Origin of the sequence: Deminuibacter soli, assembly GCF_003412455.1 — a bacterium.
Classification (GTDB): Bacteria; Bacteroidota; Bacteroidia; order Chitinophagales; family Chitinophagaceae; genus Deminuibacter; species Deminuibacter soli.
Map to the genome: position 1 here is coordinate 449,065 of NZ_QTJU01000002.1, position 20,256 is coordinate 469,320.

Below are 20,256 nucleotides of genomic sequence, written 5' to 3' on the forward strand. Positions count from 1 at the left end.
CATTTTAATATGTGTGCAAATTCGCTATTTCGCCACTATTTAGTAGATTTTATACAAAAAAATAGCCATCCTTTTAACGGGATGGCTATTTTTTTAAGAATAATCTTGAAATTATTCACCAATTACTTCAAACTCCATTTCAGTTACGTTACCGTTACCGAAGTCGATAGAAGCTTTATAGGTACCGAGTTCTTTCACGTCGTCGATAATAGAGAGGCGGCGGCGGTCAATTTCGTAACCTTTCTGATCGCGGATTGCGCGGGCAATCTGCAGAGAAGTAACGCTACCAAAGATTTTACCGCTGGTACCTGTTTTAGCACCTACTTTCACAGGGCCTTCTTTCAGTACAGCGATTACTTTGTTGATTTCAGCCAGCATTGCAGCTTCTTTCTTAGCGGCTACTTTCAGGCGCTCTTCCAGCTGTTTCAGGTTAGAAGGGTTAGCTTCTACCGCGAATTTCTGCGGGATGAGGAAGTTACGTGCATAACCGTTTTTTACGGTAACCAGCTCATTGCGGCCACCCAGGTTATCAACGTCTTGAATTAAAATTACTTGCATAAAATGTGCTTAGTTCCCTGTCCCAGTTTATCAGACTGTCCCCGTGAGGGTTAGGGAGGATACTAAAAATGGTTTATTTCAACAGATCGGTTACATAAGGTAACAGAGCCATCTGGCGTGCTTTTTTAATAGCTTCGCCCACTTTGCGCTGGTATTTCAGAGAGTTACCTGTTAAACGGCGGGGAAGAATTTTACCCTGTTCGTTTACAAATTTTTTCAGAAATTCAACGTCTTTGTAATCAATGTACTTGATACCGTATTTCTTAAAGCGGCAGAATTTCTTTTTAGGTTTCTCCTGCTTAATAGCGGTCAGGTACTTAATTTCATTTGCTTTTGCCATGGTTTAAGCCTCCACTGCTTTATCGGTTCCGGTAGGTACACCACTTCTCTTTTTAGCATTGTACTCGACGGCGTATTTATCGAGTGCAGTGATCATGAAACGCATGATTTGCTCATCGCGTAACATCTGAATCTTAAACTTCTCATTGAAGCTGGATGGCGCGCTGTATTCCAGAACCCAGTAAATACCTGTGGTTTTCTTCTGGATTGGGTACGCCAGTGATTTTAATCCCCAGGGGTTGCTGTGCGCAATAGATCCGCCGTTTTCAGTGATGAAATCAGCGTACTTTTTCTGGGCAGCTTTGAATTCTTCCTCAGAAAGCACAGGGGTAAAAATCACCATCAATTCGTAATTGTTCATTACCCTGATTTAATTGTTTAAAAATGATTTGGGGTGCAAAAGTAGGGAAAGTTTCCCAGAGTAACGAATAAGTGAATGGTGAAAGTGAATAGTGAATAGGCAATAGTGAATGAAAAACAGGAGGAAACAGCCGGCTGGGGAGTAAATAGAGCGGTGACTGGTATCTGAAATGAATGACTTAGAAAATGCTATGTGATTGATTTACAGTTTATCCAGTGTGTATGAACATTAGGGATGCTGCATAAAAAAAGCGGGTGTCAACCACGGTTGTAGCTGCCACCCGCATGATTTACAATGTATGATAAAGCTTTTCGCTATTTTAATTCAATACAACTGCTTTTTTCTCCGTGTGATTTTTAGACAGATTCAGCGTACCACCCAGGTTCAGGATCATTTCGTAAGTGCCGAATACCTGTTTGGCCTTGCCTTCGTAGGCGCTTAAACCCCAATAGTCGGTAAGAACCAGTTTGTTACAATATTCGAGGTATACGTGGTTGAAGAAGGTAAGGCGAACAGTGCCTTCCACCCCTAAATCCAGGCCGCCAAACTGGAAACCGGCGTCGTTGTCTTTACCAAACATGGTATTCTGTACGTGCGGTACCATAAATCCTACACCGCCTTTCAGCAATACGGAAGCATCGATGTTTTTGGCAACAGCACCAATTTTCTTGCGATGCACCAGGTTAAACAGGAAAAAGTTGGCGCCATTGTTCAGCTGGTATTTCAGCACATTGGGCCCATTGATCATAAAGGTATCTACCGGTTTGTGGTCCATAGTGCCTTTTACGTGAATCAGCTGGTTTTCGTTTACCTGGTATTTGGTGTGGTCGAAGTTGATTTCAAAAGCCCAGTCGTCTTTAAAGAAATAACCCACACGGTAGTTGTACTGCGGAATGGAGATGGCCTGGTTAAATATGCCTTTGTCCCATCCCGGTTTGTCGGATGCCATTACGTTCACAAAAGCAAAGTGATTGCCCAGTGAAGGCTGGTTTACTTTAATGGTGCTGTTGGTGTACCATTCCTTGTTGTATCCCCACGAAAAGTAGAAATTCCCTTTCTTAAAAGCGGTTGTTCCCTGGGCCTCTACCTGGCTGGTTAAGGTTGCCAATAAAAAGGCTGTTACAAGTGCCTTCGCCATTTTTCTATTCATAAGTGTTGTCTTTACTGATCCTTTCTGGTTGTTGTAAGCTCTTCAATTAGTTGCGATGGTTATACAGTGGTTATGGCAGCAGGGGCAAAAATATTAAGCAATTGATAAATCCGGCAATTTTTTTACACCACCGGTGGGGATCGGGAGACGTCAGTTGTGAAAGCCATCGAGAATCGACAGTCGACAGTCGAGATGATCGAAGCGAAGGGAGGCGTGAGATGTCAGTTGTGAAAGCCATCGAGAATCGACAGTCGACAGTCGAGACGATCGAAGCGAAGGGATCGTGAGACGTCAGTCGTGAAAGCCATCAAGAATCGACAGTCGACAGTCGAGATGATCGAAGCGAAGGGGATCGTGAGACGTCAGTCGTGAAAGCCATCGAGAATCGACAGTCGACAGTCGAGACGATCGAAGCGAAGGGGATCGTGAGATGTCAATCGTGAAAGCCATCGAGAATCGACAGTCGAGATGATCGAAGCGAAGGGAGGCGTGAGACGTCAGTTGTGAAAGCCATCGAGAATCGACAGTCGAGGCTATCTTAGCAAGTCTGTGATCGAAGCGGGAGCAACAAAAGAATGACGCAAACACACAACTTCAAACTTTAAACTTCAAACGTTAAACTATTGAACCATTAAACTATTGAACCATTCACCGGCTCTCCGGGCTCCAAACAAAATGCCACCCCAGGAGTGAGGTGGCAATGAACTGTATAAGAACCCATGAATTATTTTCCAAGAAATATCTGTGCCGTTTCTGCTTTGTCTGGTTGTACAATACGGATAAAATAGATGCCCGATGCCATGCCGTACGTAAAGAAGCGGTTGATGTTGGTGCCTTTAAACCAGATGATGGGTAACTGCAGCCACACATGGCCATACATGTCAATCAGCTGTATGTAACCGCGGCCATTGAAGCTGCTGCATATTTCAATAGTCACCTGTTTGTTCAGCACACTTACTTTTAAACAACGTGCAGCAGGTGTTACGTTTACTGCCTGTACATTGCTGTAGGTTACGGTACTGTCAAGACTAACCTGTTTAACACGGTAGTAAGATGTGCCGGTGAATGGTTTGAAATCGGTAGTGCTGTAGTCGTTACGGTCGCGGGTATCTGCATGACCGGTTAAGGTATCAACCGGCGCAAAACCACTGGTGCTGCTGTGCGAGCGCTCAATGATAAAGTATTTGCTGTTTATTTCATGACTGGTGTACCAGCTCAGTTTTACTGCGGTATCTGCACTTGCCGTAAAGTTGACTATGGGTACGGTGTGTGCCACATAACCAATATCGTAGCGTGTAACAACAGGGTAGTGGTCTGTTGTAGTAGTGCCGTAGCTGCTTACCAGCGATGCGGCCTGGTACAGTACATGCGCTGAAGCAGGCACATAGGCAATGCCCATTTCGTTTGACAATACTACGTTATCAATCACATTGGCATTGCCAACGGTAGAGCTGTCGCCTGCAAGGCTCAGCGGCAGCGTTGGGAATTTGTAATCTGCTGAATCGTTGGTGAAGCTGCTATACGAGCTGGTGGTATCCGGCAGTTTTTCGGTAGTAATGGTTTTGTTGAGTGCATCATTAAAATCGCCGAGTATTATAATGTTCTGGTATTTGAAATATTGATCCAGCGTGTCTTTCAGCTCGTCTGCTGCGCCTTTGCGACGGTTCCATGCTTCAATTTTTTCGGCAGCAGTACCAGTATTGGCTTTGCCATGCAGTACAATAAAGTTTACCTGCGCGGTATCGTTGTTGAAATGCACATTGGCTTTCATGAGATAGGGGAAACGGCCGCTTGACCAGTTGTAGTAAGCATTGCTGCTGCCGCCGCTGCGCAGCACACCATAGGTTTGCAGGTTGCTTACCACGGCTGTTTTGTATACGAAGGCCAGCTTTTGCGCGGCGTTGTAATCGGTGTCGTTTACATTGTCTGCGTAAGAACCAAAATCAGAAAGGGTGTAAGCATAACCCGGCATATTCGCCACAACCTGTCTAATACGGGTGGTATCGCAAACCTCGGCCAGTGCAAAAATGTCGGCGTTCAGGTTCTTCAATACAGTTTGTACATTCTGTTGCTGCAGGCTATCGTTGGTAGGGCCTTGCTGCGGGTTGCCAAACCATTCAATGTTCCAGTTCACTACTTTCAGTGCACGCAGGCTGCTGCCGGTAAGGGTTGAAACAGTAGCGGCAGTGATACCGGCTGTTTGCAGTTGTATGGTTCCTTTAAAGTCCTGGTTGGCTGCATTGGGTTCAAAGCGTGCATACAATGTCAGGGTGCGGCTTTCTGCGCTGTCCTGTGCAATGGTAAGGGTATTGCTGAAATGCGTGGTGTCTGCTGCAATGGTAAAGCCTGCAGAGGCAGTTAAGGTAACAGCGCCGTGCAGGTTGTAGGCCAGTACATTGAATGGCTGCGCAGCTGATTTGCTGCCGGATGCCACATAATCAAAATCAATAGCGGCAGGCGAGGCTTTGAAGGCGGCAGGCGGCAGGCTGTCTGAATCGGTAACTGATACTTCATCGATGGTCCAGCGTGAAGCACTTGCTGCCACAGAAGAAGTGTATACAAAAGCAATGTATACCTGTGCTGCTTTAAAGGCGTTGAGGTTAATGGCATCGCTCAGCGTCCATACATCGCTGTCAACATTGGGGAAGCGTCCGTTAACGGGTGTCCAGGTAAAATTGTTGGGGTTGCCAATGCCATCGTAATCGGTTGATACCATCAGGCGCAATGAAGGGCCGGCAAATTTGCTGCGCGAAGCAAACGACAACAGGGGGTAGTGGAACCCGGTGAAATCGAAGGCCGGTGATATTAGCCAGTCTTCATTGTCTACCGCGCTGCTGCCCGCAAAACCATTGATCTGAACGGCATTGCCTGTTTGTCCGAATGTAGTGCAGGCCCATGTTTGCGCACCTGTTACACTGTACTGGGTAAAGCCGCCATCGAGTGTAGTGCTGCCTGAAGGACTGCAATTGTTGAAGTTAAATACCAGTTGCTGTCGGCCAATGGTAAAGGTCCATGCAGCGGAATCCCTGATGCCTGCAAAGCTGTTGCCAGCTGCATCCTGCACAATGCCTGAATCGAGCAGTACATAGTAGCTGTGCAGAGGTTTCAGTTTTGCATTTATGGTAAGTGTATTGCCGGTTAAACTTACCAGCGAATCAGTGATGGCAAAGGTTTGGGCCGTGTGTGCAGTTTTGTCGAAAACAGTGATTGCTCCTGCACCGGCGCTTACTGTTTCACTGAACTGTACAAATGGTTTGGCAGAAGGGATTACGCCGGTTGCGCCGGCTGCCGGGAATAAGGTGTTTACAGCGGGTGCGGTTGTATCGCTTCCGCCGTTGCCGCTGCTGATGGTTATATTGTCAATGGCAAAGCTGGGTCTTGAGCCTGCTCCGGATACTTCGCGGCTTGTCCACCGCAGTTGCACTACCGGTTGGTTACTGCACGAATCGGGTAATGGAACAGCTATGTTCAGCAGGTTTTGCGGCTCGGTGCCTGATTGCTGGTTAACAGTGTTGTTCTGGTACAGGGTGCCGTTAATATTGGAGAAATTACCGGTAGTGCCCACACGGTATTGCAGCACTACTTCGTTAATGCGACTGTTGGAACCGCCATAGGGGTTACGCACCGTCATCACATCGAAATGGATCTGTAAAGATTGTTTGCCGCTGGTGTTTACTGCCAGTACCAGGCCCTGATCGCCCGACGAGCCGCTGTTGAGCACACCCAGTTTGCCGTTGTAGTTGTATACGGCGCCTGCAGTGCTGGCCGCTGTACCGCTGGCGGTGAGGGCTTTGTCGCCCGTGGGTGGCGTTACTTTGAAGGCAGAAGAAGTGGTTGTTGCGAGTACCCATCCCTGCCATCCGTCCGGGTAAGTGGTGGCATTGGTGGCCAGTGCAGAAAAATCCTGGCTGTAAGGAATGGGCTGGGGAACCGGATTGGTTTGGGCGCCCACTGTGGCAAGCATCACAAGCAGCAGCCCTGTGGTTAAGTAGAATTTTAGCATAGGTGTTTTTGAGGTTACTAATATACCCTCTTCACCCAGCTTTTAAAAGTGGTGTTTATCATCTTTTTATTAACTCATGGTTATCCCGGCTGTTCTGCACCGGCTAACGCCCTGTTGGCTGCTGCCGGAAATAAAACAGGTAGCCGATTTTCAGGCCCGCATTGGCCACATGACCATGGTAGGTGGGCTGCACGTCTGTGTGAAGGGCAAATTCAAATGCACTGTGCTCATCTGCCTGGAAATGATACCCGATTGCCGCAACAAGCCCCAGCCCCGAAGCAACGCCATCGTCACCACCAAGGTATATGGCCGGACCCGCCACTGCAAATACATGCGGGTTAATGAAATACTTCACCGGTACGCTGAGGTAAACAAAGCCTATGCTTTCAATGCCATGGCTATTGTCGCGCCGGGCCTGTAGTTTTTGGGAACCAATTCCAGGCGACAAAGCCAACTTATTACCCAGTTTGATACTGCCTTGCACACCCCAGGTCTGCCCAAAATCGTACCCGCTTCGCAACGGCCTGTTAAAACCAGCCATCACACCAAAAGCGCCGCCTGACTGGGCAGCAGCAACAACAGAAAACACAGTACAAAACAGCAGCAGGGAAAAGATGTTTCTCATGCAGCTAAAATAGTTTAATAGTTCAATGGTTGAACGTTTTTGTTCTTATGCGCATCTTTGGTATTCAAATCTGGGCTTCTCAAACAGCGTTCAATAGTTCCAAAGTTCCATTGTTCAATATAGAAGTGTGTTCAATTTGAACTATTGAACAATTGAAACTTTTAAACTTTTAGTGCGCTTCGCGTCAGTGTTGCGCTATGCGCTTCAGCAACACTACATAGGTGGGGAAATGATCACTGTAGCCACCGCGGTAATTATTGCCGTCCCAGGTACGCATGGGGTAGCCTTTGTAGCGGCCGCTGGTTTCGGTGAGAAAGGGTTGGGAGAATACATGGGCCTGGTAATAAAAGAAACCGGGTTGAGTTTTATCAAGCCAGCTTTTATTGAGCATAATCTGGTCAAACAACCCCCATGCATCCTGGTAAGCAAGTGTGCCGATGCCTTTTTTATACAGGCTTATCCACGGGTTATACAGGTCATTATCTTTAACAGCTTCCTGCTTTTCCCTGGCATGTAATACTTCGGTGATGCTGGGGCTTACGGGATCGTCGTTCAAGTCGCCCATCACCAGGCATTTCGCAGTATTGTCCAGTGCCTGCAGTGAATCCAGGTGGTGTTTGCAGATGGCGGCAGCAAGCTTGCGGGCAGGCAGGCTTTTTTCTTCACCGCCGCGCCTGCTGGGCCAGTGATTAATGTAAAGCTGTATGCATTCTCCATCCAGCAAGCCTTTTACCCACAGTATGTCGCGTGAGTAATACGTGTAACTGCCGGAAGGTACTGCCACCGGCAGTGCGCGGCTGGTTTGCAGCGTGAAGTAAACAGGGTTGAACAGCAACGCCACATCCACGCCGCGTGCATCTCTCGAATCATAATGTACCACCTGGTAATGCCGTTTACGCAACAGCGGGTGTTGCACAAGATCATTCAATACCTGTTCGTTTTCAATTTCTGAAACACCCAGCAATGCTGGTCCGTCGGGGTTTAGCTCTGTGCCGATACGGGCAATCACGTTTGCGAGATGATCTACTTTATCATGATACACGCGGCTATTGTAATGTTTGCTGCTGCCGGGCAAAAACTCTTCATCTTTTGCATGGGCATCGTTTATGGTATCGTAAAAATTTTCGCAGTTGTAAAATGCAGCAATGGCTACTTTGTATTGCTGCGTTTGCGCACAGGCTTGTATAGCAGCGTTGTACAGCAGTACAGCGGTAAAAAGGTATTTCATTGTTAGTTTGGTTAGCGGCGATAAAATTAAGCAGCTGTTTTATTTGCGCAACAGTGCTCCATGTTACTGAATAAAATGATTATTGCATGTTTGAAAACAGCGTTTGTATTTTCGCTGCCATTTTTCGCTAACCATATGAATACACCAAAATTAACTGCATGCCTCCTGGGCATGTTATGCGTGGCTGCCGCCAGGAGCCAGTCCACGCGCCAATTGCGGCGTGATACATTACCCGCGCCCGACACATTGCAGGCAGAACTGAAAGAGCAGCTGCAGGAACAAATCCCTGTTATTTCGCTGGATGACAACGAACTGAAAAGTGATGGCCAAAACCAGGTGGCATCATTGCTTGGCGCAGGCCGCGATCCTTTTTACAATGCGGCTTCTTTTAATTTCAGCGCAGCGCATTTCAGGATACGGGGCTACGATGGCGATGCATTCAAAGTATTGCTGAACGGGGCGCCGGTAGAGAACCCCGATAACGGGCTACCGGCCTATAACCTGTTCAGCGGACTAAGCGGTGTACTCCGCAACCGCAGCCTGATAACGGGTTTAAAAGCCAATGCCTATACAGCTTTCGCAATGGGATCAACCACTGCCATAGATGCAAGGGCAAGCCGCATGCAGCCGCAAACAACTGTGCAGATGGGGATTGCCAGCAGTAACTACCGGTACAGCATGTCGGCTGCATATAGCAGCGGCCTCAACAGCAGGGGATGGGCCTGGGCCATAGCAGGCAGCATCCGCTGGGCCAATGAAGGTTATGTGCCCGGTACATTTTACCATGGCGGCAGTTACCTGCTGTCGGTTGATAAAAGGCTTTCGCCCCATCATCTTTTTTCCCTGGCTGTTATTGGTGCACCCGTTACCCGTGCGCGTGCAGGGGCTGCTGTGGCCGAGATGCAGCAGCTCGCAGGCAGCGTGTATTACAATCCCTACTGGGGGTACCAGAACGGGGTAAAACGCAGTGCTGCAATAAGCGAAACACACCGGCCTTACGTGGTGGCTACACATACGTTTACCGTGAATGCGCAAACGGAATTAACCACTGCATGGTGGTACACCGGCGGCAACAGCAGCAGCACAGGGCTGGACTGGTACAATGCACCTGATCCGCGGCCTGATTATTACCGTTATTTGCCCGGTTATATAAAAGATGAAGCACAGCAAAACCAGCTGGCAGCAGCACTTTTGGGCAATGAAGCCATGCGCCAGATTAACTGGGCTGAACTATATGCAGTGAACAGAACCGATTCAACCACCATCCATCATGCAAACGGTTTTGATACAGCTACGGCAAGCGGGTACCGTTCACATTATATTTTATCGCGCAATACCAGTCATATGCGGCAAACAGGGTTTAACAGCACGCTGCGTACCCGCATTAATGAACAGGTAGAACTGAATGGCGGCCTAAGCTATGAACAACAAACCGTGCGTTATTACAAAACCATCGCCGATTTGCTGGGCGGTGATTTTTATGTTGATCTGAACCAGTACGCTGAACAGGATTTTCCCGGGAATGCAGATGCGATACAGAATGATCTGCGTCATCCCAACCGCATTGTACATACAGGTGACAAATACGGCTACGATTATGCCATGCAGGTAAGCAAGGCAGCAGGCTGGTTGCAGGTAGCTGCAACGCAACGGCATGTGGACTGGTTTATGGCTGCGGGTTTCAGCAGCACCTCCTTTGGCAGAACAGGTTATGTTACCAATGGTTTGTTCCCGTATAATTCTTACGGAAAATCAAACCGGTACAGCTTTTCAGATTATGCTTTACGTGCCGGTGCAACCTATAAAATCAATGGCCGGCATTATGTATATGCCAATGGTGCATTGTATACACAGGCGCCCTATTACAATAACGTGTTTATTTCACCTGCCACACGCAATACAGTGCAGCAACAGATAGCAGCAGCAAAAATACAATCTGCCGAAGCAGGCTATATCCTTAACGCACCACGCATACGGTTGCGGCTGAATATGTATTATACGCGCAGCAGCAATGGAATGGATGTGTTGTCATTTTATCACGATGACTACCGCAGTTTTGTGAACTATGCGCTGCGTAATATCAGCAAACTGTATTATGGCAGTGAACTGGGTGTTGAAGCAAAGGTGTTGCCCAATGTAACAGCCAATGCAGCCGCAGCAATCGGGAAGTATTTATATGCCGGCCGCCAGCATGCGACTATTACCCTCGACAACAGCACCAAAGTGCTGGATGAACAAACAGTGTACCTGCAGAACTACCGGATAGGCGGCTCACCGCAACAGGTATTGTGTGCCGGCATTACCTACCGTTCACCGGCTTACTGGTTTGCCGGTTTTACCTGCAATTACATGAGTGATCAATGGCTGGAAGCCAATCCCATCAGGCGAACGTTTGCTGCTACAGAAGACCTTGCCTACAAAAACACGCAGTGGCATGCAGTGGTTGATCAGCAACGCCTGCAGGCGCAATACCTGCTTAATTGTACAGCCGGGTATTCGTGGCGGCTGCCCTGGCAATGGGGTTTTAAAAAGCCGGTTTACCTTGTATGGTTTGCAGGTATTAACAACCTGCTCAACAATAAGCAAATGGTAAGCGGCGGCTACGAGCAGCTGCGTTTTGATTACACCGATAAAAATGTCAATAAATTTCCGCCGAAGCTGCTGTATGCTTATGGCACCACCTTCCTGCTGAATGTTAGTCTCCGCTTTTAACATCATAACGTAACCATCATGCATTATACACGTATCACAGCACTGCTGCTGGCACTGCTGTATTGGGGCTGCAACAAAAAATTTGATGCCCCGCCCGAATTTGAAACACCTGATATAAAAGGTTCTGTTTCCATTGCTGCATTAAAAGCCATGCATACCGCGGGCAAACTCGAAAAAATAAACGACGACATTACCATTGAAGCTACCGTAATCGGCGATGATAAAAGCGGTAACCTGTACAAACAGGTGGTGCTGCAGGATGCCAGCGGCGGTATAGTGCTAAAGCTGGATGGCTATGATTTATATACCAGTTACCCTGCAGGCAGAAAGCTGTTTGTAAAATGCAAAGGTTTATACCTTGGGGATTACAATCGCCTGGTGCAGCTGGGCGGTGGTGTTGATAACAGTACACCTTCGCAACCGCAGCTAATGCCTGTTGCAGCCGGATTATTTGACCAGTATATTGTGAAAGGTTCGCTGAATAACATAGTAACACCAAGGGTTGTAGCGATCAGCGCGCTTTCGGCAGATATGTACGATTCGTTGCAAAGCACCCTGGTGCAACTGAATAATATGGAGTTTTCTGCTGCAGATACCGGTAAAACCTATGCCGATACATCCCAAACCTTAAGCTCAGTAAACCTGACGCTGAAAAGCTGTTCAGGCAGCAGCATTACCTTGCGCAACAGCAGCTATGCCTCGTTTGCAGGTATTGCTGTGCCGCGGGGCAATGGCAACATCACGGCTATTTACACGGTGTACGGTACTACCAAACAACTGAACATACGCGATACCGGCGACGTGCAACTCAATGGCGTTCGCTGCAGTACGGCCAATGAACAAAAACATATTGCCGATATCAGGGCATTGTATAAAGATGCGCCTGTGGTTTTGCCTGCCAACTGTGCCATTAAAGGCATAGTGATATCTGACCGTACGGCAAAGAATATCCCTGACAATAACCTGGTACTGCAGGAGGGGAACGGTTTGCCGGGCTTACTGCTGCGTTTTACAGAAGCGTACCAGTTTAACAAAGGCGATGTGTTGGAAGTAAATGTTTCATCCTTAACGCTCGATATGTACCAGGGCAGCCTGCAACTGAACAATATACCAACCGGAAATGCCCTGAAAACAGGAACAGACAGCATTACGCCGCGTGTGGTAACCGCAGCACAGCTGAATGACGACAAGAATTTTGCTGCCTGGGAAAGCACGCTGGTGAGCCTGCAACAGGTAACCATCAGCGGCGGTACCAATGCGCATTGGAGTGGCAATACCACGTTAACAGATGCATCCGGTACTGTTACTGCCGTAACAAGACCGCAGGCCCTGTTTGCAGATTCTGCTTATCCGCCCGGTGTGGTTAATAAATTTACGGGGATTGTGCAGTACAGCAATTCAGCTAAAACAATTGCCTGCCGTACAGCAAATGATGTACAGTCTGCCGCTGCACCGCCACCGCCTCCTGTAACCGGGAACGACAGTGGCATTGTATTGCAGACCGCACCGCTGAACATCGGCTTTAATGAGCTGGGGAACGGCCTGCCTGTGGGCGTAACTGTGCGCACGGGTGCATCGGCTGCGGCATTGGGCAGTACTGTTGCGTTTTCAGTAAACAAGGCGCAATGGGGCTCGTCAACCGGCGCGTATAAAAACTTTGCATCTGCTGCTGCCTTAACGGCTGCCAGTGACCAGCATGCGCAGGATTCGGCTGCAGACCGCGCCCTGGGCATACGGCAGGTGGGCAATACCAGCACCGGTTTCCCGGGCAGCGATCCTGGTGCAGCCTTTGTTTTCGAAATCAGCAATACAGCAGGCAAAACCGGCATACAGCTGGATTTCCTGCTGCAATCACTTGATGATGGCAGCGCGCGCACCACCACCTGGACTGTTGATTATGGCATTGGCGATAACCCGCAAAGTTTTATACCTGTATCCGCTACCGGCAATATGGTTACAGGCGGCAGCAGTTTTTCAAACAACGCGATTCATGCTGATTTTGGTGCGGCACTCGATAATATAAACAGTAAAGTATGGGTGCGTATTGTAACACTAGCCGCAGCCGGTGGCACAGGCAGCAGGGCCAGCACTGCCATTGATGCAGTACAGTTTAACTGGAAGTAAGAATAAAAAATACCGGCTGCTGTGCTGTTACAGCACGGCAGCCGGTAATATAAAATAGTTGCAACGTTTAACCAATCAGGTTCAGGTGCAGTTCGCCAAAGTTTTGGAGGGAGGTGAGTTTTAAATCTGCCGCTCCCCATCTTTCTTCTTTCTGCTGGCTGTGATGCGGAACCACCACGCATTTCATACGTGCTGCTTTTGCTGCGATCATGCCGTTGAACGAATCTTCAAAACAGATACAGGCGCCGGGGTGCGAATGTAAGGCTGCTGCACAATCCAGGTATACCTGCGGGTGTGGTTTGCCAAAAGGCAGCGATTCTGCAGAAGCAGTTACCTGCAGGTAGTCGCCCAGCTCAAACTGGCCCACTGCCAGGTCAATCAGCCGCTGTGGTGAGGAAGATGCCAGCCCGATCTTAAAATTGCGCTTGCGGAAGAAATCAAAAATATAATGCACACCCGGCATCAGGGTTGCCTTTTGAGAAATCTTGTCCATCACGCAGTCAATAATCCGGTTCTCTGCTTCAAAAAGCTTTTCCTCGCTTACCTTAAAATGGTGAAACCACCACTGTACAAACTCCCGGGTACGAAGTCCGGTAGTGCTTGTGTATTGTTCTTTTGTTAACCGTATGCCGTATAATCTGAACACCTCGTCTGCCGCTTCTCCCCATAATGGCTCACTGTCTATCAACAAACCATCCATGTCGAAAATAACTGTGTTTATCTGCATCTGCCTGTTTTGAAGCGGCAAAGATAGGCGTTCCGTGCATACCATTACAGCAATGCAAATACTACATTAACGCTGAACTGCAATTTGATTTTTTTGAAATCAACATTCATAGCGGGTGCACCGCCGTCGGCACTGGCTGCCATTGCATACATGCGCGGCATTGGCGCATTGTTCATTTCTTCCGGATCGTTAATGGTAAGTGCACCGCCTACTTTTTCGTTCAGGGCATCGGCCAGGTAAACCGCCTTGTCTTTCGCGTTTTTAATGGCCTGCACTTTCAGTTGCTTTTTGTAAGTTTCCAGCTCACTGTGACTTACTTTGGCTATAAAGAAATTCTGTGTGGCTTCATCATCCAATTTGCCTACCAGTTCATTCATCTGCTGTACGCTTTTTACTTTTACCCAATAGTTTACGCCTGCTTTCATATCAGGTGTTTTTTCTTTCTTCTTTTTGTACAGCCAGTAGTTGCCATCCCAGCCCTGGTAACTTTGCACGCTTACTTCCTTCTCTGTTAAGCCCATGCTTTTGGCTGCAGCAAGAAAGGCATTGCTGATGTCGTTGATATCTGTCTTGGTACCATTTTTCCTGTTGTACTCACGCAATTCTACCTGCACATAAATTTCATCGGGCACTACTTCCAGTTCTGCGGTGCCGGTAACGTTGATACTCCTGGTTTTGCTGGTAATTTCCTGCGCATGTGCCTGAAACAGTGTGAAACAAGCGGCTGCGATTGCTGCGATCTTTTTCATAATCTTGTTGTTTGATTAATGGATGTGAAGCCGTTGAGAATTACACAAGGCTAAATTTTATCTTAACAATTTGTTGACAATGCGTATTTTGCGCGCCGTAGCTAAAGCAATCAGATGAAGAAGTTTTTCGAGAAGCTGAAACATTTTAAAATTGTACGAGCCTTCATATATGGTATCGTCGGTGTTATTTCCTATCCCGGACTGGTTTGGGTAAACCGTCTTAAAATTGAAGGTACTGAGCATTTGGAAAAACTGCCCAGGAAAAACGTGTTGTTTGTAAGCAATCACCAGACTTATTTTGCGGATGTAATTACTTTTCTGCATATTTTCTGTGCAGTGAAATGGCGCAAACGCAACAAGCTGGGTGTACCATATTACCTGCTTAACCCGTTTACCAGCGTATATTATGTTGCTGCTGAAGAAACCATGAACGGCAGCTTTGTAAGCCGGTTGTTTAAGCTGGCCGGCGCCTTAACCGTAAAACGTACCTGGCGTGCAGAAGGTACTGAAGTAAGAAGAGGTCTTGACCCTTCCGATACACGCAAAATCAACCGCGCATTATCAGACAGCTGGGTGATCACTTTTCCGCAGGGCACTACCAAACCCTTTGCACCCGGCCGCAAGGGCACGGCTTATATTATCAAGAACAATCATCCCATTGTTGTGCCTGTGGTGATCAATGGTTTCTGGCGTGCGTTTACCAAAAAAGGGCTGGTGTTTAAAAAACGCGGATCGCTGTTAACGGTGAAGTTTAAAGAGCCGCTGGTAATTGATTATGAACAAACCTCCGAGCAAATCATGGATCAGATTATGGATGCAATTGAACAGAGCAAGAAGTTTATGCTGAAGGGTACACACCATCGCATGAACAAAGGCGGAACAGTTGCCTAAAAGAAATAGTATAAAAAGAAAAGCGGTGAACCGGAAGGTGTCACCGCTTTTTTTATTTGAATAAGAACTCTTTCAGTTCGTTCGCATCATGTGGTTTCATTTTGCCTGCAAGTATCAGCCGCAACTGGCGGCGGCGTAAGGCGCCTTCATACAGGCTTACTTCATCTTCTGTTTCGGGAATCAATGCCGGCACAGGGCGCGGGTTGGTATTGGGATCAAGCGCTACAAAAGTGTAGTAGGCTTCGTTGCTTTCGTAACGGTACTGGTGCAAATGATCTTCACCCCATACTTTCAGGTGTACTTCCATTGACGTATTGAAGGCGCGGCTAACCTTGGCTTCAATGTGCACGGTATTGCCCAGCTTAATCGGGTTCTTGAAACTCAGGTTGTCTACACTGGCGGTCATACAAGGCGCGTTACAGTGCTTGCCCGAAGCAATGGCTGCTGCAATATCCATCCAGTACATCAACCGGCCACCCATCAGGTTACCAAATACATTGGTGTCATTCGGTAATACCAGTTCATTCATAATCGTAAAACTTTCACTGGCTTTTTTTCCTTCCATTCCTTGTAATTTGTGCGCAAAGATAGGTGATTTCAAATGGTTAGTATTGCGAAATATGCCGGCTGCCCGTTTCAAGTGATTAATTTTCAGCACTATTTGCTGTACAAATAAACGTTTTTAAGCTTATTCTGCCTGTTTGCTTCCTTGCCGGACAGCTATTTTATTATATAGTAAAATATTTTAATATATTTTGTGATTGAAGCACGGAATAATTAGCGGTGGCTGTATTTCGGTTTTTTTCTAATACTTTGATCTGCGGGGGGTACAGCTGTTGGTTCAACGGTGGTGAAGCGCTCCGGCAATGCTGCTGCGGCCCGCACTGCCGGAAAGTAATCAATTAACCGCTTGCTAAAAATCTTTTTTACTTGCCGGTGTATACCGATATTCGCACCACGAATGAGCGTTGGTATGGAAATATCTTTTGATAATACACAGGTAGCATTTGCGTATAAGTCTGACAAAGAACTGAAAGGCGCCAGGTTTTTATTCAACACCATGAATTATCCCTGGTTTTCTGCTATGGGGGTTCGTTTAACCCCTTTTTTAATGAAGACGGGTTTGCCTATCCACGGCATTATCCGTAAAACCATTTTCAAGCAGTTTGTAGGCGGTGAAACGCTGGAGCAAACCGCCGAAGTGGGTAAGGTATTGAGTGAGTACAACGTAAAGGTTATTCTCGACTATGGTGTGGAAGGAAAGGAAGGGGAAGACAGCTTTGAGCACGCCACAGAAGAGTTTATCAAGGTAATCAACTATGCCGCTTCGCAGAAGAACATCCCTTTTATCAGCATTAAAATAACCGGTCTTGCCCGTTTTGGTTTGCTGCAAATCATGAACGAAGCACCGCGTTTGCGCAGTGGTATTCATGATCACGAAGTAGAAAATGAAGAGTGGAACAAAGTGCGTGAGCGCACCTTCCGCGTATGTGCCGCTGCTGCAGAAAAAGGTATTGGGGTACTGGTAGATGCAGAAGAAAGCTGGATACAGGATCCTATTGACCGCCTTACCATGGAAATGATGGAGCTGTTCAATAAAGACAAAGTAGTGGTATTTAACACCATTCAGCTGTACCGTCACGACCGCCTGCGTTTCATGAAATTATCGCACCAGATTGCACAGCAGCAGGGCTTTTTGCTGGGTGTTAAAATTGTGCGTGGTGCTTATATGGAGAAAGAACGTGCACGCGCAGCGCAGTACGGTTATCCTTCTCCCATACAGCCCGATAAATCTTTTGCAGACGGTGATTACAACGCTGCTGTGGAATATTGCATCAACAATCTCGATGGTCTTTCTGTCATCATCGCATCACACAACGAATACAGCAACCTGCGCGCAGCCGAACTGCTCGATAGCAAAGGCATTGCACACAACCACCCGCATGTGCATTTTTCGCAGCTGTACGGCATGAGTGACAATATCACGTTTAACCTGGCAAAAGAAGGTTATGCAGTAAGCAAATACCTGCCTTTCGGCCCTATCCGCGATGTAATTCCTTACCTCATGCGCCGCGCCCAGGAAAACAGCAGCCTCAACGGCCAAACCAGCCGCGAGTTAACGCTGATTGAAAAAGAATTGCAGAGAAGAAAAGGGAAATAAGAACCAGCCAATAGCTGATAGCGCTTAGCTGTTAGCCTTGTAACCACATAAAAAAATCCGTCGCGGTTCACCGCGACGGATTTTTTATTGAATAGGTGAGTATATATAAAATCGTTTTCCTAACCGCTAATCGCTATCCGCTAAAAGCTCGCAGCTCGCAGCTTGCCTTAAATATTCACATAATGGTTTTTGATGGCAAAAATTGCCAGTCCCACGCGGCTCTTGATTTGCAGCTTTTCGAACAGGGCATCGCGGTAGCTGTCTACCGTGCGTGGACTTACATTCATTTTCTGCCCTATTTCCTTGTAAGTTAAATCGGAGGCTACCCAGTACAGGAATTCTTTTTCACGATCGGTTAAAACCAGCGACTGGTCTGCATTGCGTGGCTGCACCAGGTTTTTGTGCAGCTGGTTATTCATGAGTTCGTTGATGAAGTATTCGCCCCTTGCCGCATATTCAACGCCTGATTTCAGTTCCTGCGGGTCACAGTCTTTCAGCAGGTAACCTTTTACCCCGGCATGCAGCATTTTAAGCACACTCACTTCATTGTTCATCATCGACAAGGCAAGCGTGTTAATGGAAGGGTGATTGCGGGTGAGGTATTCTGCCGTCATGAAACCGTTCATTTCAGGCATATTGATGTCGAGAATAGCTACATCGGGTGCGGTATTGTGCTGCAATAATTCAATCAGTTCTTTCCCGTTCGAAGCTTCTAGGATCACCTCACAATTTTCGAAATCATTAATTAAAGTCACCAGCGCTTTTCTCAGCAGGTTGTGATCATCAGCTATCGCTATTTTTATCATCAGGTTCAGGTTTTGAGCAATTGATGGTTACGTGCGTGCCATTGCCGGGAGCAGACTGGATATTGATGGCTACACCCGCAAGCCGCGCTCTGTGGGTGATGGTGTGCAAACCGGTGCCTGGCACAAACTGTGAAGGTATCTGAAAGCCTGAACCATCGTCCCAAAGGTTAAAAATAACATCTTTCGCATTGTACGACACTTCCAGCGCAATATTTTGTGGATTTCCGTGCGTTAATGCGTTTTGCATGCATTCCTGTAACGACCTGAAAATAATGAACACCGCATTTTCTGGTAAGGCGTAAGGCTGGCCTTTGACTTCTATCGAGGTGGTAATATTTAGTTGCTTTTCAATGCGTTCGAGCTCTTCCTGGAGAAGGGAAGGCATGTCTTTCTTCGTAATTTCGTCGGGGTCGAGGTGTACATTGAGGTTACGGAGGTCGCGGATAACCTGCACCAGCAGCTGGGAATCGGTTTCCAGGTTTTCGTCCTGGTACTGGCGTGCAGCCTTCAATATTCCGAAACGTACGTACGCCAGCACCTGGCTGATGTTGTCGTAAATTTCCCTGCTGGCTACTTTGAACTTTTCAGCCTGTAGTTCAAGTTGCGTTCGGAGCAACTGCGTTTCCAGTTGTGCTTTTAAATCAACGTTATTCGATCCCATTATCATTACTTTCTTATGTGCGGCGGGTACGGGCTGATCAGATTGCTGTAAAAGTACTCGCTGGCATCGAAAAAGGTATCCGTGAAAAAACGGATATTTTTTTGTTTTTTTTCTCAGGCCACCGGTAGACTGATGGGTGAATTTTGTACTCAATAGTAATCGTAATAGTTTTCTCATGTAAGCGAGCTCCCTTTCCAGGGGGCTTTTTTCGTTTGGGTATAGTCAATTGGTATACGTGCAGCAACAGCAGGTTGCTGGTGATATGATATCCCGTATGACTTTTCCACCGCCTGTTAGCAATCGCAGGCTGCTGTTTGGCGCCTGTGCAGTAATTTGCGGTATGCAACAGTATCACCAATTATTGAACCATATTTTAACAAATGGGGTAACAAAAACCGATCGTACCGGAACAGGTACCATTAGTTGTTTTGGTTACCAAACACGTTTTAACCTGCAGGAAGGTTTCCCCATGGTCACCACCAAGAAACTGCACCTGAAAAGCATCATTTATGAATTGCTGTGGTTTTTACGCGGTGAAACCAATGTTGCCTGGCTCAAAGAACATGGGGTGAGTATCTGGGATGAATGGGCCAGCGAAACCGGTGAACTGGGCCCCGTATATGGTAAACAATGGCGCAGGTGGGAAGGTGCCAATGGTACGGTAACTGATCAGATCACAGATGTAATTAAACAGATAAAAAACAATCCCGACAGCCGCCGCATGATTGTGAGCGCCTGGAATGTGGCCGATTTGCCGCAGATGGCGCTGATGCCCTGCCATGCGCTGTTCCAGTTTTATGTAACACCGCCGGCTGTTGAAGGCGCTCGCGGTGCATTGAGCTGCCAGCTGTACCAGCGCAGTGCCGATGCGTTCCTGGGTGTGCCTTTTAATATCGCCTCCTATGCATTGCTTACCATGATGATGGCACAGGTATGTGACCTGGAAGCAGGTGAGTTTGTGCATACGTTTGGCGACCTGCATTTATACAGCAATCACCTGGAGCAGGCGCGCCTGCAGCTGTCGCGCACGCCGTACCCCCTGCCGGTTATGAAACTGAATCCTGCAGTAAAAGATATATTCAGCTTTACGTTTGAAGATTTTACGCTGGAGAATTACCAGTCACACCCGCACATTAAAGCGCCGGTGGCTGTTTAAATACA

Annotated in this window: 17 protein-coding genes; 5 read left to right on the top strand and 12 right to left on the bottom strand. The window is 47.4% G+C overall.

The features are described 5' to 3' along the window. Positions 1-111 precede the first annotated feature (111 nt). The 7 genes from rplI to DXN05_RS08385 form a co-directional block, all read right to left on the bottom strand. Entirely contained in the window at positions 112-558 is a 447-nt protein-coding gene (rplI, locus tag DXN05_RS08360) for a 50S ribosomal protein L9 (protein WP_116846771.1), read from the bottom strand. 73 nt (positions 559-631) lie between these two features. Then, positions 632-898, bottom strand: coding sequence for a 30S ribosomal protein S18 (rpsR, locus tag DXN05_RS24895; protein WP_076382480.1), 267 nt, complete (start codon positions 896-898; stop codon positions 632-634). A gap of 3 nt (positions 899-901) precedes the next feature. Beyond that, positions 902-1,258 carry a 30S ribosomal protein S6 gene (gene rpsF, locus DXN05_RS24900; RefSeq protein ID WP_211330002.1) on the bottom strand — a complete coding sequence of 119 codons (357 nt, stop codon included), beginning with the start codon at positions 1,256-1,258 and terminating at the stop codon, positions 902-904. 319 nt (positions 1,259-1,577) lie between these two features. Further along, complete coding sequence (locus DXN05_RS08370; protein ID WP_147313866.1) at positions 1,578-2,408, bottom strand: hypothetical protein; 831 nt, start codon at positions 2,406-2,408, stop codon at positions 1,578-1,580. 724 nt (positions 2,409-3,132) lie between these two features. After that, a complete protein-coding gene (locus tag DXN05_RS08375; protein WP_116846773.1) occupies positions 3,133-6,411 on the bottom strand; it encodes an Ig-like domain-containing protein in 3,279 nt (1,092 codons plus the stop codon). Positions 6,412-6,514: 103 nt separating this feature from the next. Next, the gene (locus tag DXN05_RS08380; RefSeq protein ID WP_116846774.1) at positions 6,515-7,036 is read right to left on the bottom strand and encodes a hypothetical protein; all 522 of its coding nucleotides are present in this window, start codon (positions 7,034-7,036) and stop codon (positions 6,515-6,517) included. A gap of 184 nt (positions 7,037-7,220) precedes the next feature. After that, positions 7,221-8,264: an endonuclease/exonuclease/phosphatase family protein gene (locus tag DXN05_RS08385; RefSeq protein WP_116846775.1), complete on the bottom strand. Its 1,044-nt coding sequence runs from the start codon at positions 8,262-8,264 to the stop codon at positions 7,221-7,223. A gap of 135 nt (positions 8,265-8,399) precedes the next feature. Between DXN05_RS08385 and DXN05_RS08390 the strand changes: the two genes are divergently transcribed. Beyond that, positions 8,400-10,976, top strand: a complete 2,577-nt coding sequence (locus tag DXN05_RS08390) for a TonB-dependent receptor (protein ID WP_147313867.1) — start codon at positions 8,400-8,402, stop codon at positions 10,974-10,976. 18 nt (positions 10,977-10,994) lie between these two features. Continuing rightward, entirely contained in the window at positions 10,995-13,100 is a 2,106-nt protein-coding gene (locus tag DXN05_RS08395; protein ID WP_116846777.1) for a DUF5689 domain-containing protein, read from the top strand. 67 nt (positions 13,101-13,167) lie between these two features. Here DXN05_RS08395 and hxpB read toward each other — a convergent pair whose 3' ends face one another. Both hxpB and DXN05_RS08405 read right to left on the bottom strand, forming a co-directional pair. Continuing rightward, entirely contained in the window at positions 13,168-13,827 is a 660-nt protein-coding gene (gene hxpB / locus DXN05_RS08400) for a hexitol phosphatase HxpB (protein WP_158559170.1), read from the bottom strand. A gap of 44 nt (positions 13,828-13,871) precedes the next feature. Next, positions 13,872-14,576, bottom strand: a complete 705-nt coding sequence (locus tag DXN05_RS08405; protein ID WP_116846779.1) for an SIMPL domain-containing protein — start codon at positions 14,574-14,576, stop codon at positions 13,872-13,874. Between the two features lie 114 nt (positions 14,577-14,690). On the opposite strand from DXN05_RS08405, the gene DXN05_RS08410 reads away from it, so the two are divergent. Further along, positions 14,691-15,467, top strand: coding sequence for a lysophospholipid acyltransferase family protein (locus DXN05_RS08410; RefSeq protein ID WP_116846780.1), 777 nt, complete (start codon positions 14,691-14,693; stop codon positions 15,465-15,467). A 52-nt stretch (positions 15,468-15,519) separates the two neighbouring features. On the opposite strand, the gene DXN05_RS08415 is transcribed toward DXN05_RS08410, so the two are convergent. Beyond that, positions 15,520-16,032 carry an acyl-CoA thioesterase gene (locus DXN05_RS08415; protein ID WP_116847140.1) on the bottom strand — a complete coding sequence of 171 codons (513 nt, stop codon included), beginning with the start codon at positions 16,030-16,032 and terminating at the stop codon, positions 15,520-15,522. A 408-nt stretch (positions 16,033-16,440) separates the two neighbouring features. Here DXN05_RS08415 and DXN05_RS08420 point away from each other — a divergent pair, with 408 nt between their 5' ends. Next, positions 16,441-17,628 (top strand): proline dehydrogenase family protein, encoded by a 1,188-nt coding sequence (locus tag DXN05_RS08420; RefSeq protein WP_116847141.1) that lies wholly within the window; start codon positions 16,441-16,443, stop codon positions 17,626-17,628. 167 nt (positions 17,629-17,795) lie between these two features. On the opposite strand, the gene DXN05_RS08425 is transcribed toward DXN05_RS08420, so the two are convergent. Together DXN05_RS08425 and DXN05_RS08430 are read right to left on the bottom strand one after the other, a co-directional pair. Beyond that, a complete protein-coding gene (locus tag DXN05_RS08425) occupies positions 17,796-18,434 on the bottom strand; it encodes a response regulator (RefSeq protein ID WP_211330003.1) in 639 nt (212 codons plus the stop codon). After that, positions 18,412-19,095 carry a sensor histidine kinase gene (locus DXN05_RS08430; RefSeq protein WP_116846782.1) on the bottom strand — a complete coding sequence of 228 codons (684 nt, stop codon included), beginning with the start codon at positions 19,093-19,095 and terminating at the stop codon, positions 18,412-18,414. The genes DXN05_RS08425 and DXN05_RS08430 overlap by 23 nt, the downstream gene beginning before the upstream one ends. Before the next feature lie 340 nt (positions 19,096-19,435). Between DXN05_RS08430 and DXN05_RS08435 the strand changes: the two genes are divergently transcribed. Beyond that, positions 19,436-20,251 (top strand): thymidylate synthase, encoded by an 816-nt coding sequence (locus DXN05_RS08435; protein WP_116847142.1) that lies wholly within the window; start codon positions 19,436-19,438, stop codon positions 20,249-20,251. The last annotated feature ends 5 nt before the right edge of the window (positions 20,252-20,256 follow it).